The organism is Variovorax sp. J22R115 (assembly GCF_030317005.1).
GTDB lineage: Bacteria > Pseudomonadota > Gammaproteobacteria > Burkholderiales > Burkholderiaceae_C > Variovorax.
This window is the reverse complement of the sequence record NZ_JASZYM010000001.1, coordinates 431,393-453,943: the sequence shown is the minus strand read 5'-3', so window position 1 is coordinate 453,943 and position 22,551 is coordinate 431,393. Positions and strand designations below refer to the sequence as shown.

19 protein-coding genes are annotated in these 22,551 nt (G+C 64.6%); 5 read left to right on the top strand and 14 right to left on the bottom strand.

All coding sequences use genetic code 11. The features are described 5' to 3' along the window. Nucleotides 1-281 precede the first annotated feature (281 nt). Nucleotides 282-968: a nitroreductase gene (locus QTI04_RS01930; protein WP_286613974.1), complete on the top strand. Its 687-nt coding sequence runs from the start codon at nt 282-284 to the stop codon at nt 966-968. A 94-nt stretch (nt 969-1,062) separates the two neighbouring features. Here QTI04_RS01930 and QTI04_RS01925 read toward each other — a convergent pair whose 3' ends face one another. After that, on the bottom strand, nt 1,063-4,431 hold the full coding sequence (locus tag QTI04_RS01925) for a BTAD domain-containing putative transcriptional regulator (RefSeq protein ID WP_286613973.1): 3,369 nt from the start codon (nt 4,429-4,431) through the stop codon (nt 1,063-1,065). Between the two features lie 125 nt (nt 4,432-4,556). On the opposite strand from QTI04_RS01925, the gene QTI04_RS01920 reads away from it, so the two are divergent. Beyond that, the gene (locus QTI04_RS01920; protein ID WP_286613972.1) at nt 4,557-6,155 is read left to right on the top strand and encodes an AMP-binding protein; all 1,599 of its coding nucleotides are present in this window, start codon (nt 4,557-4,559) and stop codon (nt 6,153-6,155) included. Between the two features lie 8 nt (nt 6,156-6,163). Continuing rightward, nucleotides 6,164-7,537, top strand: coding sequence for an aminotransferase class V-fold PLP-dependent enzyme (locus QTI04_RS01915; RefSeq protein ID WP_286613971.1), 1,374 nt, complete (start codon nt 6,164-6,166; stop codon nt 7,535-7,537). Nucleotides 7,538-7,590: 53 nt separating this feature from the next. On the opposite strand, the gene QTI04_RS01910 is transcribed toward QTI04_RS01915, so the two are convergent. From QTI04_RS01910 to QTI04_RS01880, 7 genes are all read right to left on the bottom strand, one after another. Beyond that, nucleotides 7,591-8,544 carry an AEC family transporter gene (locus tag QTI04_RS01910; protein WP_286613970.1) on the bottom strand — a complete coding sequence of 318 codons (954 nt, stop codon included), beginning with the start codon at nt 8,542-8,544 and terminating at the stop codon, nt 7,591-7,593. Between the two features lie 93 nt (nt 8,545-8,637). Further along, the gene (locus QTI04_RS01905) at nt 8,638-9,528 is read right to left on the bottom strand and encodes an NAD(P)-dependent oxidoreductase (protein WP_286613969.1); all 891 of its coding nucleotides are present in this window, start codon (nt 9,526-9,528) and stop codon (nt 8,638-8,640) included. A gap of 43 nt (nt 9,529-9,571) precedes the next feature. Beyond that, the gene (locus QTI04_RS01900) at nt 9,572-10,570 is read right to left on the bottom strand and encodes a transketolase family protein (RefSeq protein ID WP_286604649.1); all 999 of its coding nucleotides are present in this window, start codon (nt 10,568-10,570) and stop codon (nt 9,572-9,574) included. Next, on the bottom strand, nt 10,570-11,409 hold the full coding sequence (locus QTI04_RS01895; RefSeq protein WP_286613968.1) for a transketolase: 840 nt from the start codon (nt 11,407-11,409) through the stop codon (nt 10,570-10,572). Before QTI04_RS01895 ends, QTI04_RS01900 begins: the two co-directional genes overlap by 1 nt. A gap of 133 nt (nt 11,410-11,542) precedes the next feature. Next, the gene (locus tag QTI04_RS01890) at nt 11,543-13,432 is read right to left on the bottom strand and encodes a TRAP transporter large permease subunit (RefSeq protein WP_286613967.1); all 1,890 of its coding nucleotides are present in this window, start codon (nt 13,430-13,432) and stop codon (nt 11,543-11,545) included. Nucleotides 13,433-13,551: 119 nt separating this feature from the next. After that, the gene (locus tag QTI04_RS01885) at nt 13,552-14,580 is read right to left on the bottom strand and encodes a TRAP transporter substrate-binding protein (protein ID WP_286604653.1); all 1,029 of its coding nucleotides are present in this window, start codon (nt 14,578-14,580) and stop codon (nt 13,552-13,554) included. A 40-nt stretch (nt 14,581-14,620) separates the two neighbouring features. Further along, entirely contained in the window at nt 14,621-15,370 is a 750-nt protein-coding gene (locus QTI04_RS01880; protein WP_286613966.1) for an SDR family NAD(P)-dependent oxidoreductase, read from the bottom strand. 185 nt (nt 15,371-15,555) lie between these two features. On the opposite strand from QTI04_RS01880, the gene QTI04_RS01875 reads away from it, so the two are divergent. Next, nucleotides 15,556-16,440 (top strand): LysR substrate-binding domain-containing protein, encoded by an 885-nt coding sequence (locus QTI04_RS01875; protein WP_286613965.1) that lies wholly within the window; start codon nt 15,556-15,558, stop codon nt 16,438-16,440. A gap of 265 nt (nt 16,441-16,705) precedes the next feature. Here QTI04_RS01875 and QTI04_RS01870 read toward each other — a convergent pair whose 3' ends face one another. The 5 genes from QTI04_RS01870 to QTI04_RS01850 all read right to left on the bottom strand — a co-directional run bounded on the left by QTI04_RS01870 (nt 16,706) and on the right by QTI04_RS01850 (nt 19,262). Then, entirely contained in the window at nt 16,706-17,056 is a 351-nt protein-coding gene (locus QTI04_RS01870; protein ID WP_286613964.1) for a hypothetical protein, read from the bottom strand. Nucleotides 17,057-17,171: 115 nt separating this feature from the next. Beyond that, nucleotides 17,172-17,642, bottom strand: coding sequence for an integrase core domain-containing protein (locus QTI04_RS01865; RefSeq protein WP_286613963.1), 471 nt, complete (start codon nt 17,640-17,642; stop codon nt 17,172-17,174). Nucleotides 17,643-17,736: 94 nt separating this feature from the next. After that, nucleotides 17,737-17,916, bottom strand: coding sequence for a hypothetical protein (locus QTI04_RS01860; RefSeq protein ID WP_286613962.1), 180 nt, complete (start codon nt 17,914-17,916; stop codon nt 17,737-17,739). 361 nt (nt 17,917-18,277) lie between these two features. Further along, nucleotides 18,278-19,114 carry an ABC transporter substrate-binding protein gene (locus QTI04_RS01855; protein WP_286613961.1) on the bottom strand — a complete coding sequence of 279 codons (837 nt, stop codon included), beginning with the start codon at nt 19,112-19,114 and terminating at the stop codon, nt 18,278-18,280. A gap of 10 nt (nt 19,115-19,124) precedes the next feature. Continuing rightward, entirely contained in the window at nt 19,125-19,262 is a 138-nt protein-coding gene (locus QTI04_RS01850; protein ID WP_286613960.1) for a hypothetical protein, read from the bottom strand. A 408-nt stretch (nt 19,263-19,670) separates the two neighbouring features. On the opposite strand from QTI04_RS01850, the gene QTI04_RS01845 reads away from it, so the two are divergent. Next, the gene (locus QTI04_RS01845) at nt 19,671-20,315 is read left to right on the top strand and encodes a DUF938 domain-containing protein (RefSeq protein ID WP_286613959.1); all 645 of its coding nucleotides are present in this window, start codon (nt 19,671-19,673) and stop codon (nt 20,313-20,315) included. Between the two features lie 498 nt (nt 20,316-20,813). Here QTI04_RS01845 and QTI04_RS01840 read toward each other — a convergent pair whose 3' ends face one another. Continuing rightward, nucleotides 20,814-22,190 (bottom strand): adenylate/guanylate cyclase domain-containing protein, encoded by a 1,377-nt coding sequence (locus QTI04_RS01840; protein ID WP_286613958.1) that lies wholly within the window; start codon nt 22,188-22,190, stop codon nt 20,814-20,816. Between the last annotated feature and the right edge of the window lie 361 nt (nt 22,191-22,551).

The following is a 22,551-nucleotide window of genomic DNA, read 5'->3' as shown; positions in this document are numbered from 1 at the left end:
CGAAGCTGTCGATTCCCATCGCGAACATGCCGAAGGCCAGAACCATTGGTCGAGTATCGATACTTGAAGGGTTGTGCGATCCATGTGGACGCCATGACGAAATCGCGGCGCCGCAACGGAACTGACGTTGTTTCAGCGCCGAGATGAACCGTGTTCAACTGGGTACGGGCAGGCGCTACGCGAGCGACTCCTCAACGGCTGCTCGGGCCGTTTTCACAATCGTCCCGCGCAGCCAGGTGTGACCCACGTCGTGCTCGTCGCACCCATGCCAGAGCGCCCGCATGATCGAAGTTCCGGCTTGCCGCATCGCGGAGCCCTCCGAGCACGCTCGACTTCAGCATCACCGCCGTGTACATGCCGTGTACATGGACAGCACGGGGAATCGCCAGGGTCATGCTGACCATCGATTCCACGGCCCATACCACCGCGGCACCGCCAGGGATGATCTTGCCAACTCGCTGGTCGCGGCTTTCCGTGCCGAGCACGCACCAGCGCCCGGCCACTTCCCGGACCCGTTGCCGAACGTCTTTCGCACGAGACTGATGGACTTCGCTCGCGCTACTACTCGGTATCGATCGCAACGACACCCGGCTCGGGCGCGCCAGACCGAGCGGAACTTCTCGTTCTTCGGGGCGCCCGTGGGCCTGATCTTCAGCATCGACCGCAGGTTGAAGTCGCACAGCGGGATCGACCTCGGCCTGTTCGCTCAGAACGTGATGATCGCCGCGAAGGCGCGTGGCGTCGACTCATGCCCGCAGGTCGCCTTCGCGCCCTTTCATGACCTGATCGCGTCGCACCTGCAGATGCCACCGGAAGAAGTGACCGCCTTCGGCATGGCCATGGGATACGGCGACCCGGATGCCCAAGTGAACCAAACAAGGATGCCGCGGGAGCGCGTGCATGACTTCGCGCGAGCCTTTCGCATGGCGATCGGTTTGCGCAACACCCCTCAGGCGCTCGCCGCTTGACCTGGTCAATCACTTCTACGAATCCATCAGCAAGCGCTGGCAGCGCGAGACCTGCCCCGGCATCGCTGGCTGCGAGGCAAAGCGGGGGCGAAGTCTATCTACGGGACGAATCGGGCTTTCGCTCCGACATCGTGCACTGCAAGCCTTGGGCGCCCAGGGCCTGGCAAGCGCGTCTCAGTTCAACATGCATGCGTTGCCGTTCGGCATACGCCATCGCACGTTTCAATAGCGCCTGGCCCTCGTCGATGCGGCCCTGTGCCTGGGCTCGGGCGCCTTGAAGCCGCCACTGCAGGATCGCTGCCGGCGGAAAGCGCCGCACATGCATCGCCAGCGCAGGCTCGAACGCCCGCCACGCTTCTTCCAGCGGCCCTTGCACGGCGCTGCTGGACGGTTCATGCGCGCACAGCGCCAGCAAGGTGTCGCCCAGTCCCGCGTACCCCTCATGCGCCCACCACGCGCTTTGCATGCGACGGGCAGCTGCCACGCCGGCGTGCACCGCCGCCCGTGCTGCCGGGACGTCGCCGCTGCGCCAAGCGAGTCGCGCGGCCAGGCCGAGGCGACGCAACGTGTAGGCGGCGTCGATGTTTTCCATTTCCGTCATGGCAAGCACGGCGCGCTCGTAGTGGAGGCGCAGCATGTCGTCATCGATCGGGTCCAGGCAGAGCCCCACTTCGACCAGCCCGATCGGGCCCCACGCGCGCCACGATTCGCCGGGGCGGCGCAGGGCCAGTTCATCGAGTTCGTGGAAGCGCCGCAGAGACTCGTCGAGCCGCCCCTGGAAGAACGCCAGCTTCGCGGAGAGCGCGCGCATGTTCATTTCCTGCCGGCCACATCGCAGACGGGCAAATTGCTCAGCCGACGCCTCCAGTTCCTGCGCCAGGCTGTCCCAGTCGCCCAGGCCGGCGAGCACGACACAGCGGCTTTCGCTGAACAGGGCGCTCACGCGCGGGTCACTGGCGGGCAGGCTCGCCTGCAGCTTCTGGGCCCGCGCGACCAGCCGTCGCGCGATGGCGGGATGCCCCGCGGTCGAGAAAGCAAGCGCGCTCGATCCCACGCGAAGACCGCCATGCAGGCGCAAGCGTCGAAACAGCACGTCGGCCTCCAGCGAGATGCGCATCAACGGGCGCTGGTCAGGCGAGAACACCAACAAGCCCATGGTGCAGTAGAGGCTGCGCAAGACCAGGGCCGAGAAGGCGGAACGGGATGGATCGTGCGTCGGCCATTCCTCCAGGGCAAGCAAGCGGCGGGTCGCCGGCATCAGCTCGGCCCAGGGCGTCTGTTCGAGGTCGGCATTGCACAGCCCGAGTTCGGCCAGCGCTTGGATGTAGCCGCGCAGTGCGGCCCTGGATGCGCCACAACCGTTGAGCAGTTCGGCGCGCCGCAGCCCCCAGCCGACCCTCTGCCATCGCGGCAGCTCGTCATATGCCAGCGCCTGCGCCAGCAAGGTCGCGGACTCGGCTTGCCGATCGGCGTGCAGCAGCATGGCTACGGCGCGGTCGGTCCAATCCGCCGCACGCGAGGCCTGCATGCGCCCAGCAACGAGGCGCGCTGCAGCCATCAGCGTCGGCGCCGAGCCGCAAGCGCTGTCGGCCAGCGTCATCGCCCTGGCGGCCGCCCCTTCATCGTCCGCTGGCAGGTCGGAAAAAGGCGAGACCGATGGCATGCGCTCGTCCAGCCACTGCACGACCCGCTCCATCACCATCGGCTGGGCCGTGGACGCGCCGGCCTGCCGCCGCAGCCAGGCCAGCAGCAAGGGATGAAAACCGAGGCGCCCGTCGCCCTTCGCATCGCCGCTGCGCATCAGCCAGGAGTGCGCGCGCAAGGTCGCCAGCGCGGTGTCGCTGGCGCCAATGACGCGCGCCAGTTCGGCATCGAAGTCGCCCGGCAGCTGCGACAGGCGCACCGCCGTGTCGCGCGCGTCTGCATCGAGCAGCGCCCATGAGTCGTCGAGCACGGTGTCGAGGCTGCGGTGCTGATCGGTCTCGTCGCGGTCGTCGTCGACCAGCGGATCGCCCTTGTCGAGGTGCTCGAGCACGGGTGCCACACCAGCGGTGTGGACGCTTCGGGCCGCCATTTGCAGTGCAAGCGGCAGGCCTCCGACGAGACGACAGATGCGTTGCACGGAGTCGACCTGCGCGTCGGCATCGAAGCCCGGTACGAGCCGCCGCGCGGCCGCGCTGAACAGCCGCACCGCCGGCGCCATGCCCAGCCCACCCAGTTCCAGCAACCATTCCTGGCCTCCGCCCACCCGCACGCGCGAGGTGGCCAGCACCTTCACACCCGGCGCGCGCTCGCGCAACATCGGCTCGAAGGCGCGCGCCGCAGGGACTTTCTCAAGGTTGTCCAGCACCAGCAACAGCGCTCCGGCGGCGTGACGGTCGGCACCGGTGCGCGCCACGATCTGCTGAATCAGGCTTTCGGCGTCCTGCAGCGCGCCACCGCCGTCGCCACGTCCGCTGAGCCAGAGCACGCCGTGACGGCAATGCGGCCCCCACGCTTCGGCGGTGGACTGGGCCAGCCGTGTCTTGCCAACGCCGCCCGGGCCCGTGATCGTGAGCCAGCGGCAGGCTGGGTCGCCCAATCGCTCGCACGCGAGGTCGAACTCGGCTTCGCGGCCGATCAGATCGGGCGTGGCGGGAGCTATCGATGGCGGCGTGTTCGCGACATTCTCGGCGGACGGGTCATGCAATGGCGCCACCAGCGCCTCTGGCGATACGCGCGCAGCCTTCGGCGCACCGGCGTCCGAATGAATGCGCGTGTAGAGCGCGTAACACTCGGCCGACGGCCTCGCGCCCAGCCGTTGGAGGAGCGCGGCGCGGCAGGCTTCGTATTGCGCAATGGCGGCCGTGCGACGGCCGGTTGCCGCCAGCAGGCGCATCAGCGCCATGTGCGCCGCCTCGTCGGCGTCGTCAACGTCGAGCAGGCTGCGGGCCTGCGAGGCCGCGTCGTCGAGTGCGCCTGCGGCTTCGCTGCGTCGAAGCAGGTCGTGGCGCAGCAACTGAAGCTCGCGCTGGGCGCGCGGACGCGCTTGTGCGAGCCATTCCTCGAAGCCCTCCGCGCTCCCGACTTCGAAGCCATCGAGCAGCGGGCCACGCCAGGCGTCCGCCGCGGCGCAGCGTGCGGCAGGTGCCATTTCGGGCGATGACATGGCCCGGGTCAAGGCGTGCAGGTCCACTTCACATGCCGCGCCGGGCGCAAGGCCGATTTGTTGCGCATCGACCAGCAACAGCTCGGGCAGCCAGCGGCGCAAGCGCGAGAGCGCACCACGAAGGTTCGACCGGGCCGATGCTTCGTCCAGTTCGCTCCAGAGCATCGAGGCGAGCTTCGTGCGGGCGACCGAGCCACCCACCGCCGCAAGGTAGAAGAGCAGCGCCTGTTGCTTAGGCGCGAGCAGGCGCGTCAGCGCCTGGCCGTCCAGTTCGAGCCGCCCCTGTCCCAACAGCAGTACGCGCAATCCCTGCACTCTCAGCCTCTCGATCTGCGCCTTGCCACGCAGAAGACACGCTGCAAACACGCGGCAAACACGCCGGGGTTCGATGCTAAGCCCGCAAGTCTGCGTCGCGTCCGTCCACCTGAAGGAGTGAAAGCATGTCGAACACCGCCTCCCACATTGTCGAGGGCCCCGCATTGGCCCGCGCCTTGCCCTCCACGACCGTGCCCCAGTTCATTCGCGAGGCCATCCGGCACCGGCCGGACGCCCTGGCCATGATCGACGCCCCCACCGGGCGCACCATCACCTGCGCGGCGCTGGACCAGCAGATCGGTCGCGCGGCCGCGGGACTGGCTGCGCAAGGCTTCAGGCCCGGCGACACGCTGCTGATCTGCAGCCCCAACAGCCCGGAATGGGTCGTCGTCGCGCTCGGCGCCATGGCGGCGGGCGGGCGCGTGAGCGGTGCCAATCCAGGCTACACCGTGGCCGAACTGGCGCAACAGCTGCGCGATTCCAAGGCGCGCTTTGCCTTCACCGGGCCACCACTGCTCGACACGGTGCGCCGAGCCGCGGAGCAAACAGGCTGCGAACGCTTCATCGTCGCGGGCGTTGCCGAGGGGGCTGACGCGCTCTCGCTGGCCGAGCTGCTGACAAGCACCGGGCCCGAGCCGCTCGCGCCAGCCGATCCCGACACGCTGGCACTCCTGCCTTTTTCCTCGGGCACGACCGGCCTGCCCAAGGGGGTGATGCTCTCGCACCGAGCCATCGTGGCCAACGTCTGCCAGATCGTGCAGGGCAGCGAGTGGCCGCAGGGCATGGTGTCGCTGGCCTTCCTGCCGATGTTCCATGCCATGGGTTTCGTGCTGACCACGCTGTCCGGCCTGGCCGCGGGCGGCACGCTCGTGACGCTGCCGCGCTTCGAGCCCGAGGCCTTTCTTTCCGCCATTGCCCGCCAGCGCGTCACGCACCTCATCGCCGTACCGCCCGTCATGCAGTTCCTGGCCGGACACCCGATGGTCGGCACCTTCGATTTGTCCTCGCTGCAACTCGTCGGTTCGGGCGGCGCCCCCATGGGCGCTGCGCTGGAAGACCGCGTCTGCGCGCGCCTGAAGTGCCCGACCGTGCAGGGCTACGGCATGACCGAGGTGGGGGCGGTGCTGACGCTGGTGGACACTCGCGGCGCATTTCGTCCCGGCTCGGTCGGGCAGGTGGTGCCGGGCACGCAGGCGCGCGTGGTCGACCCGGCCACCGGTCGCGACCTGCCGCGCGGAGAAGCCGGCGAACTGTGGTTCCGAGGCCCGCAGCTTTTTGCCGGCTACCTCGGCAACCCGCAAGCCACGGCGGCAACGCTCACAGCCGACGGCTGGATCCGCACCGGCGACCTGGGCCGGATCGACGCGGACGGCTTCGTCTTCATCACCGACCGGCTCAAGGAACTGATCAAGGTGAACGGCGAATCGGTGGCGCCCGCCGAGCTGGAGGCGTTGCTGATGACGCACCCCGCGATCGCCGATGCGGCCGTCATCGGCCGACCCGATGAACACACGGGCGAGTTACCCGTGGCCTGGGTCGTGCCGCGCAGCGAGCTCGACGCGGAAGCGCTCAAAGCCTGGTTTGCCGAGCGCGTGGCGTCGCACAAGCGGCTGGCCGACGTGGTGCCGGTGGACGCGATCCCCAGGAACCCAGCGGGCAAGCCGCTGCGCCGCGTGCTGCGGGCGCGCGATGCCGAACGCGTGGAAAGCCTGGGGACGTCATGAGTCGCGCGATGAGCGCCGCCTTGCGCAGCATCGACGCCGTGTCGCTCGACGGGTGGGACGTCGAGTCGATCCGACAGCATTTCCTGTTTCCCCAGGCGGGTCGCATCGCAACCAACAACGCCGCCAGCACCCAGCCGCCGCGCGAGCTGCTCGCGCTCTACACCGCGCTGGCCCCGCAGTACGAGAACGTGCATCGTGGACAGTCCAGCGCATCGCAACACACGACCAGGCTTTTCGAAGCGGCGTACGACGACATTGCGCGCTTCGTCGGGGCGCGCAGCCGCAACAGCATCGTGCTGGTGCGCAACGTGACCGAGGCGCACAACACCGTCATGTACTCGCTGCTCACCGAGTTTCGCGATGGTGACAACGTCGTCGCGACGCAGATGGAGCACAACTCGAACTTCGTGCCCTGGTACGCGATGTGCCACGACATCCTGCCGAAATTCGGGCGCCACGTGGCGTTGCGGTTGGCGCGCTTCGATCCGGCCAGCGGGACGCTCGACCTGGACCACCTCGCGTCGCTGGTCGACGCGCGTACCAAACTCGTGTGCTGCACCGGCGCATCGAACTTCCTGGGAACCCTCAATCCGCTTGCAGCGGCGCGCGCCATCGCGGATGCGAGCGGCTACCTGCAGCCGGACGGCGAGCGCCGTTCATACCTGTTGATCGACGGAGCGCAACTGGTGCCGGGCAGCTTCGTCGACGTGCAGGCGCTCGATGTCGACTACCTGTCGTTCTCTTTTCACAAGATGCTGGCGCCCTTCGGCGTGGGTGTGCTGGTCGCCAAGGAGCATCTGCTGGAGGCGTCCCTGCCCTTCCTCTACGGGGGCGACATGGTTGCCGAGGGGAAGGTGTTCGAAGGCAGCGTGAGCTACAACGCGCTGCCCTGGAAGTACGCGGCCGGCACGCCGAACATCCTGGGCTCCATCGTTTCGGCGCAAGCGCTGCGCCTGCTGCTCGATCTGGCTTTGCCGTCGGGGCAAGCCTGTTACTTCGACAGCGACAGGTCCATCGAGCGCCGGGACGTCGAGTTCGCCATGCGGCGGGTGTCGACATGGTGCCGACGACTGACTGCGAGAGCGCTCGAGCGGCTCGGCGCCATCGAGGGCATCACGATTCATGGCCCCCGCGAGGCGGCACGCCGCAGCGCGCTCGTCGCCTTCGACGTGGCCGGGCACGATCCGTTCGATCTGGCGCGCGCATTCAACGACGCCGGGATCGAGGCACGCGCGGGTTGCCACTGCGCGACGCTCGCGCATCAGGCGCTCGGCGTTCGCGCCACTTGCCGCCTGAGCTTCTACTTCTACAACACCTTAGACGAAGTCGACCATGTGGTCGACGCGCTGGCCGACATCGTCTCTTCGGGGTACCGGCAGTGACTGCCTGCAACGGCTGGTACGCAGCGGCTACTGACGCTCGGCCCACACACGCACTACGCGGCCCATCCGAGGACCGGCCCAAGCAACCATAGGACGATGCTGATCGTCGCGAACGACATGACGGTCGCCAGCAAAAGGGCTGCCGCGCACGTTTCCTCGAAGCCATACCTCTGGGCCAGTATCGGATAAATGCTGAGCATCGGTGTGGCAGCGAATACCACGGCCGCGGCCCGCAGCGTCGGATCGGTCGGCGGCGCGAGCCACATCATCAATCCCACGGCCAATGGGTGCAGCGTGAGCTTGCCGAGGGCGATGGTGGTCACGTCACGCCGCATACCCTTGGTCTTCAACCCGACCAACGTTCCTCCGATCACGAAGAGGGACACGGCCGCCGAGGACATGGCCAGCATGTTGATGCTGCGCGCCAGCACTCCGGTGATCGGGATCCCGATCAACGAGACGGCCAGACCGCCCACGATCGCCAGGATGACCGGGTTTCTGGAGAGTTGGATGAGCGACTCCATGAGAATGCGATGCCACCTGCCTGCGCCTGCGTGGCCGCTGTCCGCCATCACCAGCGTGAGCGGAATCATCAGCAGGTTCTCGACCAGCATGCACATGGCCAGGCCGACCGCAGCTGAGGACGGACCAGCGACCAGGATCGCGATGGGATAGCCGATGAATCCGCTATTCGAACTCGAGCAACCGAGCCCGCACAGTGCACTCAACGTGAAGCTCTTCCCCCGCCAGCGCCACGCCCAACCAAAGGCAGCCATCATCACGACGAGCGAACCCACGGCATAGCCCAGCACGTAGCGGCCATTCATGACCTCGCCGACCGGGCGTTGCGAGAGCGCCGTGAAAACAAGTGCAGGGAGCGCAAACTTGACCACGTAGGTGCCGAGCACCCGCATGTCCAGCTTGCTGAAAACGCCGGCGCGCCCGGCCAGGAAGCCGAGCGCAATGACGAGGTAAATGGGGCCTGTGATGGCCAGTGTTTCCAGCATCGTGTCAGCGCGCCTGCCCGCACGAACGGGTTCCGGCGCAATGGTCCTTTTAAAGCATCGAACGTGCCACGGTGCTTCGTTTGCGAATCTTGGCTACGAGGTCCTTGCAGCAATCTCGTAGTGCGTCGTCACGGCGGAGTCATCCTGCGCGCCCAGACCCCGAGATGCGGTGCCGAGGAAGGCCAGGTAAGCAGCATGCGCAAGCGCCGCGGGAAAGCGCGACTCACGCGTCGCGTCGAGCACCAGCGACATGTCTTTCACGAAGATGTCCACCGCGGACGTGACGTCGTCGAACTGGCCTGCAATCATCCTCGGTCCCCGATCCGCCAGCATCCACGAGCCTGCTGCACCACTGCACAAGATCTCCAGGGTCAGATCGAGCGGCAGGCCCTGGCGCTTTGCGAGCGCCAGGGCTTCTCCGGCCGCGGCCAGATGCACGCCGCACAGCAGTTGGTTCAACACCTTCATCTGCGCGCCACAGCCTGCCGCACCTAGGTAATGGACACGTGCACCGAACGTCTCGAGCACCGGGCGTGCGAGTTCGAAGGCCTCCGGATTGCCCGAGCCCATTATGGTCAACGTCCCCCGCTCAGCACCGACAGCGCCGCCCGTGACAGGCGCATCGATCAGCGAGATCGAGTGCTGGGCGAGCCGGCCGTCGAGTGTTCGAACGTAGCCCGGGTCCATCGTGCTGCAGGCGATGAACAACGCGCCGGCTGGCAGCCTGCCGACCAGTCCGGCGTCGCCGAAGAGCACCGCCTCGGTCTGCTGGGAATTGACGACGAAACACACGACGACATCGACCTGGCCGGCCATTTCGGCCAGCGAGCTGGCGGGCTCGCCGCCTTGCGCCCGCAGCCAGTCGAGCGCGTCCGGGCGCACATCGCAGCCCACCACGCCATAGCCATTCGCCAGCAGGTTGCCGACGGCGCCGCGGCCCATCGCCCCCAGCCCGATGAAACCCACTTTTGTTTTCGTGTTCATGTCCGATCCTTCAGGTCGCCGAGGTCTCGCCGAGCGATCCGACTCAGATCCAGCCCTTGATCTGCCGGCTCATCGCCTGCGTGGAGATGCCATAGCGGTCGTGCAGTGTCGGCAGCGCACCCGCGTCGAGGAAGGCATCCGGCAAGCCGATCTGGCGGAACGTCGTGGTGACGCCCGATCGCATCAGGAGGCCAGCAACCGCTTCACCCAGGCCGCCGATCACCGAGTGGTTCTCCGCCACCACCACGAGTCGCCCGAGCCGCCGGACTTCGGAAAGGATCGTCGCCTCGTCGAGTGGCTTGATCGTCGGGACGTGCAGCACCGCGACGTCGACACCGTCCGCCTGCAGTTGCTGGGCGACCTCGAGGGAGCGCATGGTCATGAAGCCGCTGGCGATCACGAGCACGCTCTTGCCATCGCGAATCAGCTTGGCCTTGCCGAGTTCGAACTTGTAGTCGTACTCGTCGAGCACGAGCGGCACGTTGCCGCGCGGCAGTCGCATGTAGACAGGGCCCTGGTGGTCGGCCATCTGAGGCACTGCCTGTTCGACATCGAGCGCGTCGCAAGGATCGATGATGGTCATGCCAGGGATGCTGCGCATCAACGCCAGGTCCTCGGTCGCCTGGTGGCTCGGCCCATAGCCGGTGGTCAGCCCCGGCAGCGCACAGCAGATCTTGACGTTGAGGTTCTCTTCGGCAATCACTTGGTGCACGAAGTCGTAGGCCCGCCGAGTGCCGAACACGGCATAGGTGGTCGCGAAGGGAATGAATCCCTCCTTCGCCATGCCGCCTGCGGCCGCCATCAGCAACTGCTCGGCCATGCCCATCTGGAAGAATCGCTCGGGATATTCCTTCGCGAACAGGTGCAGGTCGGTGTACTTGGCGAGGTCGGCTGTCATGCCGACGATCTCGGGGCGATCTCGGCCCAGTTCGACCATGGCTTTGCCGAATGGCGCCGCCGTGACGCGCTGGCCCTCGCTGGCGATAGAGGCAATCATCGCCGAGGTGGTGAGCCTCGGCTTCTTTTCGGTCGTCGCGTTCATTACAGGGCTCCTTCGGTTTGCGTGCTGTCGACATGGGCGATGGCCTGCTGCCATTCCGGGGGGTCGACGCGGATAAAGTGGTTCTTGTCGCGGGTTTCGAGGAAGGGGACGCCCTTGCCCATCAACGTGTCGAAGAGGATGACGCGCGGCTTGTCCTCTTGCAGCGCCCGCGCCGCATCGAAGGCCGCGATGACGGCCGGCAGGTTGTTGCCATCGACGCGCTGCACGTGCCAGCCGAAGGCCGCCCACTTGTCGGCGAGAGGCTCGAAGCCCATGATCTTTCCGGACGGGCCGTCAGCCTGCTGGTTGTTGATGTCGACCAGGCAGATCAGGTTGGACAGGTGGTGGTGGGCGGCACCCATCGCAGCCTCCCAGGTCGACCCCTCGTCCAGCTCGCCGTCGGACATCGAGTTGTAGACAAACGCGTGGCTCTTCTTCAGACGCAGACCCAGCGCCATGCCGACCGCGATCGGGAGCCCTTGCCCGAGCGATCCTCCCGACATCTCCATGCCCGGCGTATAGGTGGCCATTCCGGACATCGGCAGGCGGCTGTCGTCGCTTCCGTACGTCTCGAGCTCTTCTTCAGGAACGATTCCGGCCTCGATCAGCGCCGCGTAGAAGGCAATCGCGTAGTGGCCGTGAGACAGCAGGAAGCGGTCGCGGCCCTCCCACGTGGGATCTTTGGGCTCGTAGGCCATCGCGTGCTTGTAGGCCACTGCCAGGACGTCGGCCCAACCAAGTGCCTGGCCGATGTAGCCCTGCCCTTGAACTTCGCCCATGCGCAGTGCGTAGCGGCGAATGCGATAGGCGCTTTGTTGAAGCGTCGATAAATCAGACATAGAAATCTCCTGCAAGAGTGAGTCAAAGGTGGGGTGCGCGCGATGGTGAGAGACGGGAGGGCAATTCCGCGCGGCGCGTCGGGGACGGAACTGCCAGTGAAAAGTGGCGGTCGGTCGTGGCTCCTGGGTGCTGTCAGAGGAACCCGATCGAGATCCAGGGAATCGCGGCGACCAGAACTGTTCCGAGGAACAAGGCCACCATGTAGCCGACGATCGGCTTCATGCCCTCGTTCGGATGGATCCGGCTGATCGCGCAGGCCGCGTAATACCCGACCCCGAAAGGCGGCGCGAAGAGGCCGATGCCCATCGCGAGGGTCACGACCATCGCGTAGTGCACTTCATGGATGCCGACCTGGCGCGCGATGGGAAACAGCAGCGGGCCCAGCAGGACAATGGCAGGAATGCCTTCGAGCACCGAGCCGAGAATGATGAAAGCCACGACCGATACCGCCATGAAGGTGATCGCGCCGCCCGGCAACGCCTTCATCGCGTCGGCCAGTGCGGTCGAGAAGCCGGACTGGGTCAGTGCCCAGGCCATGCCGGTGGCGGCACCGATGATGAACAGGATCGAACCGGACAGCGACGCGGTACTCACCAGCATCGGATAGATCCGCTTCCAGTCGAATTGCCGGTAGATGAGAAGCCCGGCGAGGACCGCGTAGACGATGCCGATGGTCGACACCTCCGTCGCGGTGGCGACGCCCTCGACCACCGCTGCACGGATGACGACGGGAAGCGCAAGCGCGGGGATTGAGATCAGGAAGGACTTGGCGATCTCGCGGCCGCTCGCCTTGCGAACGCCCGACAGGTCCTCACCCCGATAGCGCCACCACACGAGTGCGCCCAACGTCAACCCCACCACCAATCCAGGCAGCAGGCCACCGGTGAACAATGCCGCGATCGAGACACCTGTCGCGGAGCCGATCGTGATGAGAACCAGTGACGGTGGAATCGTCTCCGTCTGTGCGCCCGTCGCGGAAAGCAAGGCAACCAGATCGCCAGGCTTTGCACCTCGCTTGCGCATTTCCGGAAACAGTGCCGGTGCCACAGCGGCCATGTCGGCGGCTTTGGACCCCGAGATACCGGAGACCAAATACATCGCTCCGATCAGGACGTACGAGAGTCCGCCGCGGACGTGTCCCAGCAGGCTGGCCAGGAAGTTGACCATGGCGCGCGCAATGCCGGTCATTTCGATGAGCAGGCCCAGCAGGACGAACAGCGGCACGGCGAGCAGGATGAGATGGCTCATGCCTTCGTCCATCCGGCCGATGACCACCACCGTAGGCGTGGTGGTCGTCAGCGCGATGTAGCCGAAGGTTGCCAAACCGAACGAGAACGCGATCGGCAAGCCAAGCAACACCATGGCGCCGACGCCGAGCACGAAGAAGAGGAAAAGATTCCAGTTTCCGAGGGACGTGAACAGCGGCCCCACCAGAGCCATCGCTCCGCCAACGAGCGCGACCAAGCCCAGAGCCAGCAAGGTGTCCTTCATTCGGCCAAGGCGGAAGATCTGCATCAATCCGACCAGCAGCATCAATCCCAGCCCGACGGGCAGCGCCGAAGCCCGCCACGAGTTCGGGATGCCCATCGCCGGCGTTGTGACGAAGACCTCGTCCTGCGCGAACTCGTAGGCGGGGTGAAGGACAAGTCCGAGGAAGGCGATGGCCGCAGCGATCGCGATCAGATCCAGGAAGGCACGCTTTCGTGAATCAAGCTTTCCGACGATCGCCGTCATGCGCATGTGCTCGCCTCGCTGCAAGGCCACGATCGATCCGAGCATTGCCAGCCAGAGGAACAGGATCGACGCCAATTCGTCAGACCACACGAGAGGCTCGTGCAAGACGTATCGGCTCGTCACCCCCATCAGCAGAACAACAACCTCGGCCAGCACCAGCAGTGCGGCGGGGACTTCAACCAGCGTGGCCAGGGCCTTGTTCAAGGTCTCGAGCCATGCGATCGGCTCACGCCGGCCTATTTGATCCATGGTCCCGGCAGCGCCGGGCTCGTCACTAGAGATGTTCATGGGTTTCTTTCACGCGACAGGTGGCCGCCGGCCTCCGCAATGGCGCGGCTCACCAGTCACACAATTCATTGAACGGAGCGCTCGCCCCGGAGACCACCGGGCGAGCGAGTGGCTGTCTGTCAGCCGAGCTTGCCGGAGACCTTCTCCAGCAGATCCCATGGCGCTGCGCCGTACTTCGTCTTCCACTCGCCGTAGAAGCCCGTGCTGGCCAGCTTCTTGCGGAAGTCTTCTTGCTGCACGTCGATGAACGTGATGCCCTTGGTCTTGAGATCGGTCATCAAGCTGGTGTTGAGCTTGGCAACGTCGGCTCGCTGATCAGTCGCGGACTTGTCGAGCTCTCGCGTGATGATCTGCTGGACGTCCGGCGGCAGCTTTTGAAAGGCGCGTTTGTTGCCGAGAACCCAGTAGCCGTCCCAGACATGGCCGGTCAGGCTGCAGGTCTTCTGGACTTCGTAGAGCCGCGCGGTGGCGATGATGGCGAGCGGGTTCTCCTGGCCTTCCACCACCTTCGTCTGCAGGGCGGTGTAGACCTCGTTGAAGTTGATGGGCGACGGTGCAGCATCGAGCGACTTGAACAGGGAGGTCAGCGGAGGTGCCGCAGGCACTCGTACCTTGAAACCCTTCAGATCGGCTGCGGACTTGATCTCGCGCCCGGAGGAGGTGACGTGGCGGAAGCCGTTGTCCCAGATCTTCGAGACGGTGAAGATGGGTGTCTTTGCGATCTCGGCGCGAATATGGTTGCCCAAATCGCCGTCCATCGCCTTCCACACGTCGTCGTAGTTCTTGAAGGCAAACCCGACGCTTGTGATGCCCGAGACTGGAACGAAGGTCGACAGGATCAGCGAGGACAGATTGAAGAATTCGACCGAGCCGTTGCGCACTTGCGTGAGCAGGTCCGTGTCGCTGCCAAGTTGATTGGCCGGAAAAAGCTTGATGTTGACGCGACCCGACGTTGCTTCGCGGATGCGGTCGTGAGCTTCCTTGGCGCGCAGATTGACCGGGTGGGTCGGGTCCTGGCCGGTGGCGTACTTGAGTTCGAACTCGGCTGCATCCGCCCGGCGCGTGACGATCGAGAACAGCGGCAGTGCCGCACCCGCGGCCAGCAGCTGCCGACGGTTGAACTTGGGGGTGAGCTTGGGCTCGGTCATGTCTGTCTCCTGGTTGTCGAAATGAAAGAGAAGCGCTGGCTCAATGGATCAACATGCCGCCATTGACGTCGAGCGTGATGCCGGTGCAGTACAGCGACAGGTCACTGGCGAGGAACACGCAGGCGCCGGCAATGTCTTCGGCGCGACCCAGGCGGGCCAGCGGGATCGTCTCGGCGATCTCGGCCTTCTTCTCGTCGGTGAGCTTGCCCTTGATGATGTCGGTGCCGATCAGGCCGGGCGTGATGCTGTTGATGCGGATGCCCTCAGGCCCGAATTCCCGCGCCATGGCGCGCGCCAGCCCAAGGACACCGGCCTTCGCCGCCGAGTAGTGCGGACCGCCCAGAATGCCACCGCCGCGCTGCGCCGAGACCGACGAAATGCAAATGATCGATCCGCCGCCCTGCTTCTGCATGGCGGGCAAGATTGCCTGTGACATGTACAGCGTGCCGCGCAGGCTGACGTCGAGGATGCGGTCGTAGTCCGCACCGCTGATCTCGAGCGTCTTGACCGGTTGCGTGATGCCTGCGTTGTTGACCAGTGCATCGATGCGACCGAATGCTTTCAGCACCGCCGCTGCCGCTGCATCGCACGAAGCCTTGTCGGTCACGTCGGCAACGATTCCGAGATGGTCGGGGCCCAATTGGGCGGCCGCCGTCGCAGGGTCGGCGCGCTCCAGGTCGAGCACGGCAACCCGGGCTCCGTGGGCGGCCATCAGGCGCGCCGTGGCAAACCCGAGACCATTGAGACCGGCACCGCCGGTGATAACGACAACTTTGTCCTTGAGTAGCATGGATCTGTCTCCAGAGTGGTGTGAATTCGATGCGGCCCCGACAGCGCTTTTTGTTGCCGGTGACCGTTGCAGCAAGAGGTGGAGTTGCTGCATGGGACGAATGGTCGTCCGCTGCGAGGATGACGACAAGCGATGTCTTTTCAGCCTAAGATGACGCTTCATCATCCAACGACCGGGTTGACCCTATGTCCACATTGCCCGCCGTGACGAACCTGCAGGCCTTCGAAGCAGTGGCGCGTCGACGAAGCTTTGCCCTTGCAGCATCCGAGCTCCATCTCACCGCCTCAGCGATCAGTCATCAGGTGTCGCGTCTTGAAGCGCATCTCGGCGTGAGGTTGTTCGAGCGCAGCGCGCACGGCGTACGGCTCAGCGTTGCGGGCGACATGTACCTGTCGAAAGTCGGGGGCGCGTTGCTGGCCATCGCATCGGCGACCGACGATCTGCGCCAAGGCGTGAGCAACAGCTTGTACGTGCATTCGGCGCCAAGCATCGCGAGCCTCTGGTTGATGTCGCGGCTGCGTGGCTTCGCGCAGGCCTACCCGGACATCGCGCTGAATCTGTCAGCGGCGCACACACCCAGCGATTTCGCCCTCGGTCAGTCCGACATCGACATCCGCTACGGGATTCCGAACTGGCCTGACCTGGTGGTAGAGCCCCTGTTCGAGGAACGCATCGTGCCGCTCGCCAGCCCCGCGTTCATCCGGCAGCATGGCTTGAAGCGCATCGAGCAGCTCTCGTCCGTCAAGTTGATCCAGAGCAACGTCAGCGTGGTGCAGTGGTCGGATTGGTTCGGACAGTTCAGCGACAAGCGCGCGCCGGACTGGTTCGCCGTACGTTTCGATCGGGCGCAGATGTCGCTCGATGCGGCGACCCAAGGCCTCGGCGTCGCGCTTGAAAGCACAACGATCGCTGCAGGGCACATCGCCGAGCGCAAGCTCAAGCCCCTGTTCGGGCTCGATCAAGCCGTCAAAGTCAAGGCGCACTTCGCTGTGTATCCACCGCGGCACGCCAAGCGACCATCAGTGAAGGCCTTTTTGGAGTGGATCCACGGCGAAGCGTCACGAGGTTGAACGCGCTCAGGTCTTGCGAAGCGGACTTCGCGGATCGTTGCTCGGAAGACTGCAGAGGGCCCAGACTCCTACTTGGTATCCCAGATTGCGGCCATTCGATATTGCGATTGCACGCTCGCCCGCGTGCAGGCCCACGGGCTATGTCTGCAATACCCTGGGATGAGGATGCTCGCCGATGCCCGCGTCAACGCGGTTAGGGATTTGCAGCAGAACCTTCACGAGCGCAGACCGCATTCGACGGCCCGACCTCGGCGGTCCGTCGCCCTTACTCATCGAGCATGGCCACAGAGCCAGCAGCATCTTCGGCCTTGTGCGGTTCTTCTGGAAGCAACCCACACTTCACAAGAGGTCCAATGAAATGGTCGGACTGCTGCTTCAGATACATCGGATGCCTGCTCAGCCGTGCCCAACGCATGAATTCGGCGCTTTCGGGGCCGGCTTGTTGCAAGAGCAGGCGCGCTTCTTCGACATTGCGGAGCCCGGCGTGCGCCGCGGCGCGCATGAGCGTCGTGGCCCAATAGGGGGACAGCATCTGGGAATGCTCGAGCCATGGCAGCGCGCGTGCGTACTCGCCAAGCATGATCGCATGCGTGTCCGAGGTGAAGTGCGGATTCAACCGGTCGATGCAACGATCTGGCTGAACATCTCAGCCGGTGTTTGGAAGTCGAGAGTCTTCCTGGGGCGCTCGTTCAAGCTGCGTGTGGACTTGACCCGGTTGTGACGTCTCCCCCTTAATCTGGAGGCGGGCGGCTTCCGGCTTGTTGAGCTGACCTCTTATTGACGAACTCGCTCGGGGTCAGGTGGTCGAGCGAACCGTGCGGGCGGTGAAGGTTGTATTCATGCTGCCAAGCCTTCAACTTTTCACGCGCATCCTGCATCGTAATGAACTCGTTGACGTTCAGAAACTCATCGCGCAGCCGACCGTTGAACGACTCGATCAGCCCGTTGTCCGTGGGCTTTCCGGGTCGCGTGTAGTCGAGCTTCACGCCACGCCGCCAGGCCCACTCGTCGAGCGCCTTGGACGTGAACTCCGTGTTGTTGTCCGCCGTGATCGCCTTGGGCCACCCACGCTCGATTGCAGCCTCTTCGAGGGCCTTCCCGACGCATCGACCTGTCAGCCGGAAGTTGGCCTCTAGAGACACACTATCGCGACTCCACTGATCAATCACCGTGAGCACACGGAATGCCCGGCCGTCGAGCATCTGGTCATTTGCCGGCCGCGCGGTAACGCCGCAGCGGGATCGCCTACGGCCCCACGGCCAGGGGCCGACCACGACCGTTGATGCAGTCCCGCCCTCAGCGCTCGAGCGTCGCCGAATCGGAGACAGCGACATCCTGGTGGCTCGGCTGAGGCGCTGCCATGGGAGGATGGCTTGGGCCAAAGGTGTCATGCAGATCGTCAACGAGCGACTTGCCGATGGCGAGGAACACCCCGCAACCGACAACTAGCCATGCAGCGTCTTTGATGCGGTCCATCTCGGCTCCTCGTGGGGGATTTATGTCGCTGTCACGAGAGAGTACAAAAAACGGCTTAAGAAAGGCTTATGCTGGCCACGGGCCCATCGGCGCGCCGCGGGCAAGCTGCGGACGACGGTGGGTCTTCTCGGAGGGCTTTCGAAGGTCGGCTGTTGGCCGATCAGCGCCGACCGAACCACGAGGGCCTACGGCAGAAAAAGACGACTGAGACCGGCCGTCGATACCGAAGGCTCCTTGACACCTGGACGACTGGAATGGGGCCGACAGCGGGAGTTTGACGAGTGACTGGGAAGGACCGCAACCGCCGCTGCACGGCAGCTTCGCAATGCAGGCCGGGTGGCTCCGACCCCATCGCTTAGCCTCAGCGGATGACCGCGGTAGCGCCGAAGATCAGGCTCCGTGGGACAGTTACGCCCAATGTGGCTGCTGTTCTGAGGTTAAGAAACATTTCGAACTTTGTAGCCAGTTCCACTGGCAGCTCCTTCGGATCGGCTCCCCGAAAGATCCTCGCAACGTAGCGGGCGCATTTACGCGCCAGGTCGTGATAGTCCTGCCCGTAGGACGCGAGAAATCCAGCCTCCGCATACCGCCTTCCATCCCCAATCGCTGGAAGGCGGTTCTGTACAACGAGCTCGCCAAGGCGTTTGGCGTGGATATAGAAGAGAGACGTTGTGTCGACCAGCACCGGCAGACGGAGTCGTCCAATCTCCGCGATGACTGAATCGATTTCATCGATCGAGTCGATCAGAAAGACCTGCGCTGAGGTGTCCATTCTCTGTGCCGCCGCTGCCAGATACTGCTGGTTCTTGGGGCGGAATGCATAGGGAGAACGCGTCGTTGTCAAGAAAGCCACCCGGCGAGGACGGTCGGTGATCTCGACGAGGATCTGAAGACGCTTGGCAAGGAGTTCCGGCCCGAAGATCGCATTGCCAGTGACGTTTCCGCCAGGCTGACGAAGGCTGGCCACCAGGCCATCGCCCACCGGATCTGACGATGTCAACATCACGATCGGGATGGTGGACGTGGCCAGCCTTGCTGCCTGTACGCCAGCTGTTCCGGCGACGACGTAGATGGCGTCGACCCGGAGGGGCAGAAGGTTGGAAGCGGCTGTCTCGGCCGTGGTGCCATCCCGTCCAATAAAACTAGGGAACACCGTCAGATTCTGGCCTTCCACAAAGCCGAACCGAGCCAGTTCCATCACGAATTCGTCAGATGGGGTCTCGTGGGTTGTCGTCGATCGACAAGACGCCGAGGCGGTATTCCTTGCGGACTTGCGAGAATGCGGCGCTCGGCATCGCCAGCAGTGCAGACGCGGCGATCACGAGGCATCTGCGGTGAGTCTTCATCGCGCACCTCCTTGCCGAACGGAGCGGTCGAAGCGACCAGGCAGTTCGATGTGAATTCGAGCAAACGCACGGTGGAATTGCAACCGGGTTCCCCCTTGGAGCAAAGTCGAATGCCCCCAACCGCTGCTTGCATCGACCTCCGAGTATTCAAATAGGATCTGAAGTGGTTGTCAGGAGAGGCGTCGCCCAGCGGCCGCTGTCGCTGCACAGCTGCCGCGCGACCGGTGCTGGTGGAAGGCAGGGAGGGCTGAAGCGACATTCACTTTCCTGATCTCGTTGCCGCAAAGCTGCCGGCCGAGCCCGTCCACAGGGACCTCAAGGAAGTCCCCGCAGCGGAGGGCACACATCGGCAGGCAGCAGACGGAGCGGTTGAGGCGCCGAGCACGACTTGAGGCTTACCATCGCTGCATGGACTCACGCGAGACCGCCCCCTCCCCCGAGCGCAACAAGCAGCCGATCCTCGAGGTACTTGCGCGCGTATTGCCGCCACGCGGCCTCGTGCTCGAGATCGGCAGCGGCACCGGGCAGCACGTGGCGTACTTCGCCAGGGCTTTGCCCGCCCTCACTTTCCAGCCCAGCGAGATGGACGTGGAGCGTCATGCTTCCATCGAGGCGTGGGTGAGCGAAGGCAACCTGTCGAACGTAAAGCCGCCCCTCGCCATCGATATCACGAAGCATCCCTGGCCCGTATCCGCGGCCGATGCGGTCGTGTGCATCAACGTGATTCACATCTCCCCGTGGGAGGCCACGCTCGCGTTGATGGCGGGCGTCGGCAGGATCCTGCCCGCCGGTGGCGTGCTTGTGACCTACGGCCCGTACATGCGCGGCGGCGCGCATACGTCGCAGAGCAATGAAGCGTTCGACGCGAGCCTGCGCGCAAGGAATCCTCTCTGGGGCGTGCGCGACATCGACAAGGTGGTGGAAGTGGCGGGCAATGAAGGCCTTGCGCTGGAGGAGGCCGTGCCAATGCCGGCGAACAACTTCACTCTGGTCTGGCGGAAATCAAACGACGCACTCCCCGGCGCGCGGGCCCTCATCGACGGGTTTGCTTGAGCACCAAACCTGTCGGCCACGAATGGCGGCAACTGGCCAATTCTGTTGAAAAACTCGGTTTCGGCGTTGCCACGCAGCCGATTCCTGCGTAGGAGGCGTCCAAGGTGCGCTCGACGTACCGCGCGACCAATCACGCCACGAAACTCGCCTGAGCGTCTCTACGCGGGCTCTCATGAACATCGATGCACGGTTCGCGCTCTGCGCCTGACGTTTGGGCTTCGGCAACCCTTGTCGCTCAATCGAGTTTTTCAACAGAATTGGCCGCGAGCACCAGTTCGCGGCCACGCTTGGTTGCTGACCTTCAGCGTGGTCACGCCGTTGACCAAGGGCAGCTATCGGCGAGTTCGGCGAATAGGCAGTCACGGCCACGAGCGGAAGTTCAGGGGCAGAACACTCCGTGTCAGGAAACGCTAAGCACTCATGAGGCGTGCACGCACGCACTCACGTGCCCAAAGCGGCTTTGCATGCGCCCCAGCTTGGATACGCGCAAGCAGCCGCTCAATGCCGCTCGGTTTCATAGGGGCCAGTGGGATCGAGACGCTCGACGACCTCGCAGACCTCCCAGCGGCCTGGCACCCCTTTCAGCTCGTACGCGCCGCGGCCAACGAAGTTGAAGCGGGAGCCCACCAGAACATCATGGACCGTACGTGAAACCAACACCTCGCCAGCCTTGGCCAGTGCCTGCACACGCGCGCCGATATGCACGGTCATGCCGCCCACCTGGCCATCGTTGCGCAGCTCAACGTCGCCAAAATGTATGCCCGCACGAATCGAAAGCTCCAAGCTGGCCAATGCAGTGTGCAGGGCCTGCGCACATTCAATCGCACGATCCGGGCGTTCGAAAACGGCAAGAACGCCGTCGCCGGCAGTATCGACCAGGCGACCCCGGAAGAGCCCAATCTGCTCGCGCAGGATCTCTTCGTGACGATCCTGCAGCTCTCGCCACGCTGCGTCCCCGAGATCGGCGGCGTGTTTGGTCGAGTCAACGATGTCGGTGAACAGTACGGCCGCCAGGGCGCGATCCGACTCAGCGCCTCGGCGATTTCCAGTCAGGAATTCTTCGACATGGTCGAGAATCAGATCTGGAGCCTCCCAATAGGGAAGAGAGTCCGAACCGGGTAGCTCCTCGAAGCGCGCGCCGACGACGTTCTCGGCGATGTAGCGCCCCTGGGGTAAAGATGCCCACAGGCAATTGTGACGCGTCATCACAAGCGTCGGCATTCGGACGGCGCATAAATCCGGACGCACATCCCTTTCCAACTCGATCTCAAAAATCTCGGCGACGGCCTTGGGCGAGGCGATGGCTCGCGCGTACTTTGCCTGCCGGCTCAACGCGCGCTCGTCATGATCAAGGCTTGGATTGTGTACGCGCGCAAAACGCTCAGTACCAAAATGCTTCCGAGCAAAGCGAGAAAAACCGGCTAACTCTTCCGGCGGAAAGCCTGCCGGGTAATCCGCGGATGCAACCCAGCATGCCGTGGTGTTCAGCAAGACCAGCGCCGATACCCTCTCAGGATGAGCAACTGCAAACCGGATTGCCATGGAGCCGCCATTGGTCATGGCAAAGAGGGCCGTCGTGTTGGACCTGGCGGCATTCATGACCGCCAGTAGGTCTTCCGTCCAATGAAGGCAAGCATCTCGCCCATCCTTTGGGCGCGCATCGGACAATCCGGACCCACGAGCGCTGAAGCGGATGACCCGACTGAACGACGCCATACGCCGGAGGAAGCGCGCAATGGCAGGCTCCTCCCATTCAAGATCCAAGGATGCCCACCAACCCGTCGTGAAAACCAGATCGCGTGGCCCGTCGCCCAGAACCTGATAGGCGACGCGATCGTCCCCGACTTTTGCGTAACGAGTTTCAGGCGTGGTCATTTGGTAGTGGGGCCTTCTGGCGCCCAGCCGGTTCTCCAACGACAGGACATGCCGCTATCCAACAACACCGTATCTGCTGCGGGTGACCAGAGTCATTGTCAGTCAAGCCGTGTCAGCATGGAATACTCCAGAACGGAGGCAGCCATCGTGCCGGACGCGATGGCCCGCTCGTGACCGAACCGAGCCACGGGAATGCAGCGAATGCCGACTTCGAGCCTAGGACCGGTTGAATCCGCAGCCGACAGCGGCGCTCAAAGTCAATATCCAGCGGCATCGTCTGCGGTCATATCGACCGGCGTTCGCGACGCCGTCAAACTTGCAGCGAAGTAGAAGCCGACTACAGCCGTCAGGGATTGCAGAA

Coding starts and splice junctions, on each gene's coding strand:
- QTI04_RS01930 (WP_286613974.1), top strand. CDS start 282: ATGATCGAAGTTCCGGCTTGCCGCATCGCGGAGCCCTCCGAGCACGCT.
- QTI04_RS01920 (WP_286613972.1), top strand. CDS start 4,557: ATGTCGAACACCGCCTCCCACATTGTCGAGGGCCCCGCATTGGCCCGC.
- QTI04_RS01915 (WP_286613971.1), top strand. CDS start 6,164: ATGAGCGCCGCCTTGCGCAGCATCGACGCCGTGTCGCTCGACGGGTGG.
- QTI04_RS01910 (WP_286613970.1), bottom strand. CDS start 8,544: ATGCTGGAAACACTGGCCATCACAGGCCCCATTTACCTCGTCATTGCG.
- QTI04_RS01905 (WP_286613969.1), bottom strand. CDS start 9,528: ATGAACACGAAAACAAAAGTGGGTTTCATCGGGCTGGGGGCGATGGGC.
- QTI04_RS01900 (WP_286604649.1), bottom strand. CDS start 10,570: ATGAACGCGACGACCGAAAAGAAGCCGAGGCTCACCACCTCGGCGATG.
- QTI04_RS01895 (WP_286613968.1), bottom strand. CDS start 11,409: ATGTCTGATTTATCGACGCTTCAACAAAGCGCCTATCGCATTCGCCGC.
- QTI04_RS01890 (WP_286613967.1), bottom strand. CDS start 13,432: ATGAACATCTCTAGTGACGAGCCCGGCGCTGCCGGGACCATGGATCAA.
- QTI04_RS01885 (WP_286604653.1), bottom strand. CDS start 14,580: ATGACCGAGCCCAAGCTCACCCCCAAGTTCAACCGTCGGCAGCTGCTG.
- QTI04_RS01880 (WP_286613966.1), bottom strand. CDS start 15,370: ATGCTACTCAAGGACAAAGTTGTCGTTATCACCGGCGGTGCCGGTCTC.
- QTI04_RS01875 (WP_286613965.1), top strand. CDS start 15,556: ATGTCCACATTGCCCGCCGTGACGAACCTGCAGGCCTTCGAAGCAGTG.
- QTI04_RS01865 (WP_286613963.1), bottom strand. CDS start 17,642: ATGCTCGACGGCCGGGCATTCCGTGTGCTCACGGTGATTGATCAGTGG.
- QTI04_RS01860 (WP_286613962.1), bottom strand. CDS start 17,916: ATGGACCGCATCAAAGACGCTGCATGGCTAGTTGTCGGTTGCGGGGTG.
- QTI04_RS01855 (WP_286613961.1), bottom strand. CDS start 19,114: ATGGAACTGGCTCGGTTCGGCTTTGTGGAAGGCCAGAATCTGACGGTG.
- QTI04_RS01850 (WP_286613960.1), bottom strand. CDS start 19,262: ATGAAGACTCACCGCAGATGCCTCGTGATCGCCGCGTCTGCACTGCTG.
- QTI04_RS01845 (WP_286613959.1), top strand. CDS start 19,671: ATGGACTCACGCGAGACCGCCCCCTCCCCCGAGCGCAACAAGCAGCCG.
- QTI04_RS01840 (WP_286613958.1), bottom strand. CDS start 22,190: ATGACCACGCCTGAAACTCGTTACGCAAAAGTCGGGGACGATCGCGTC.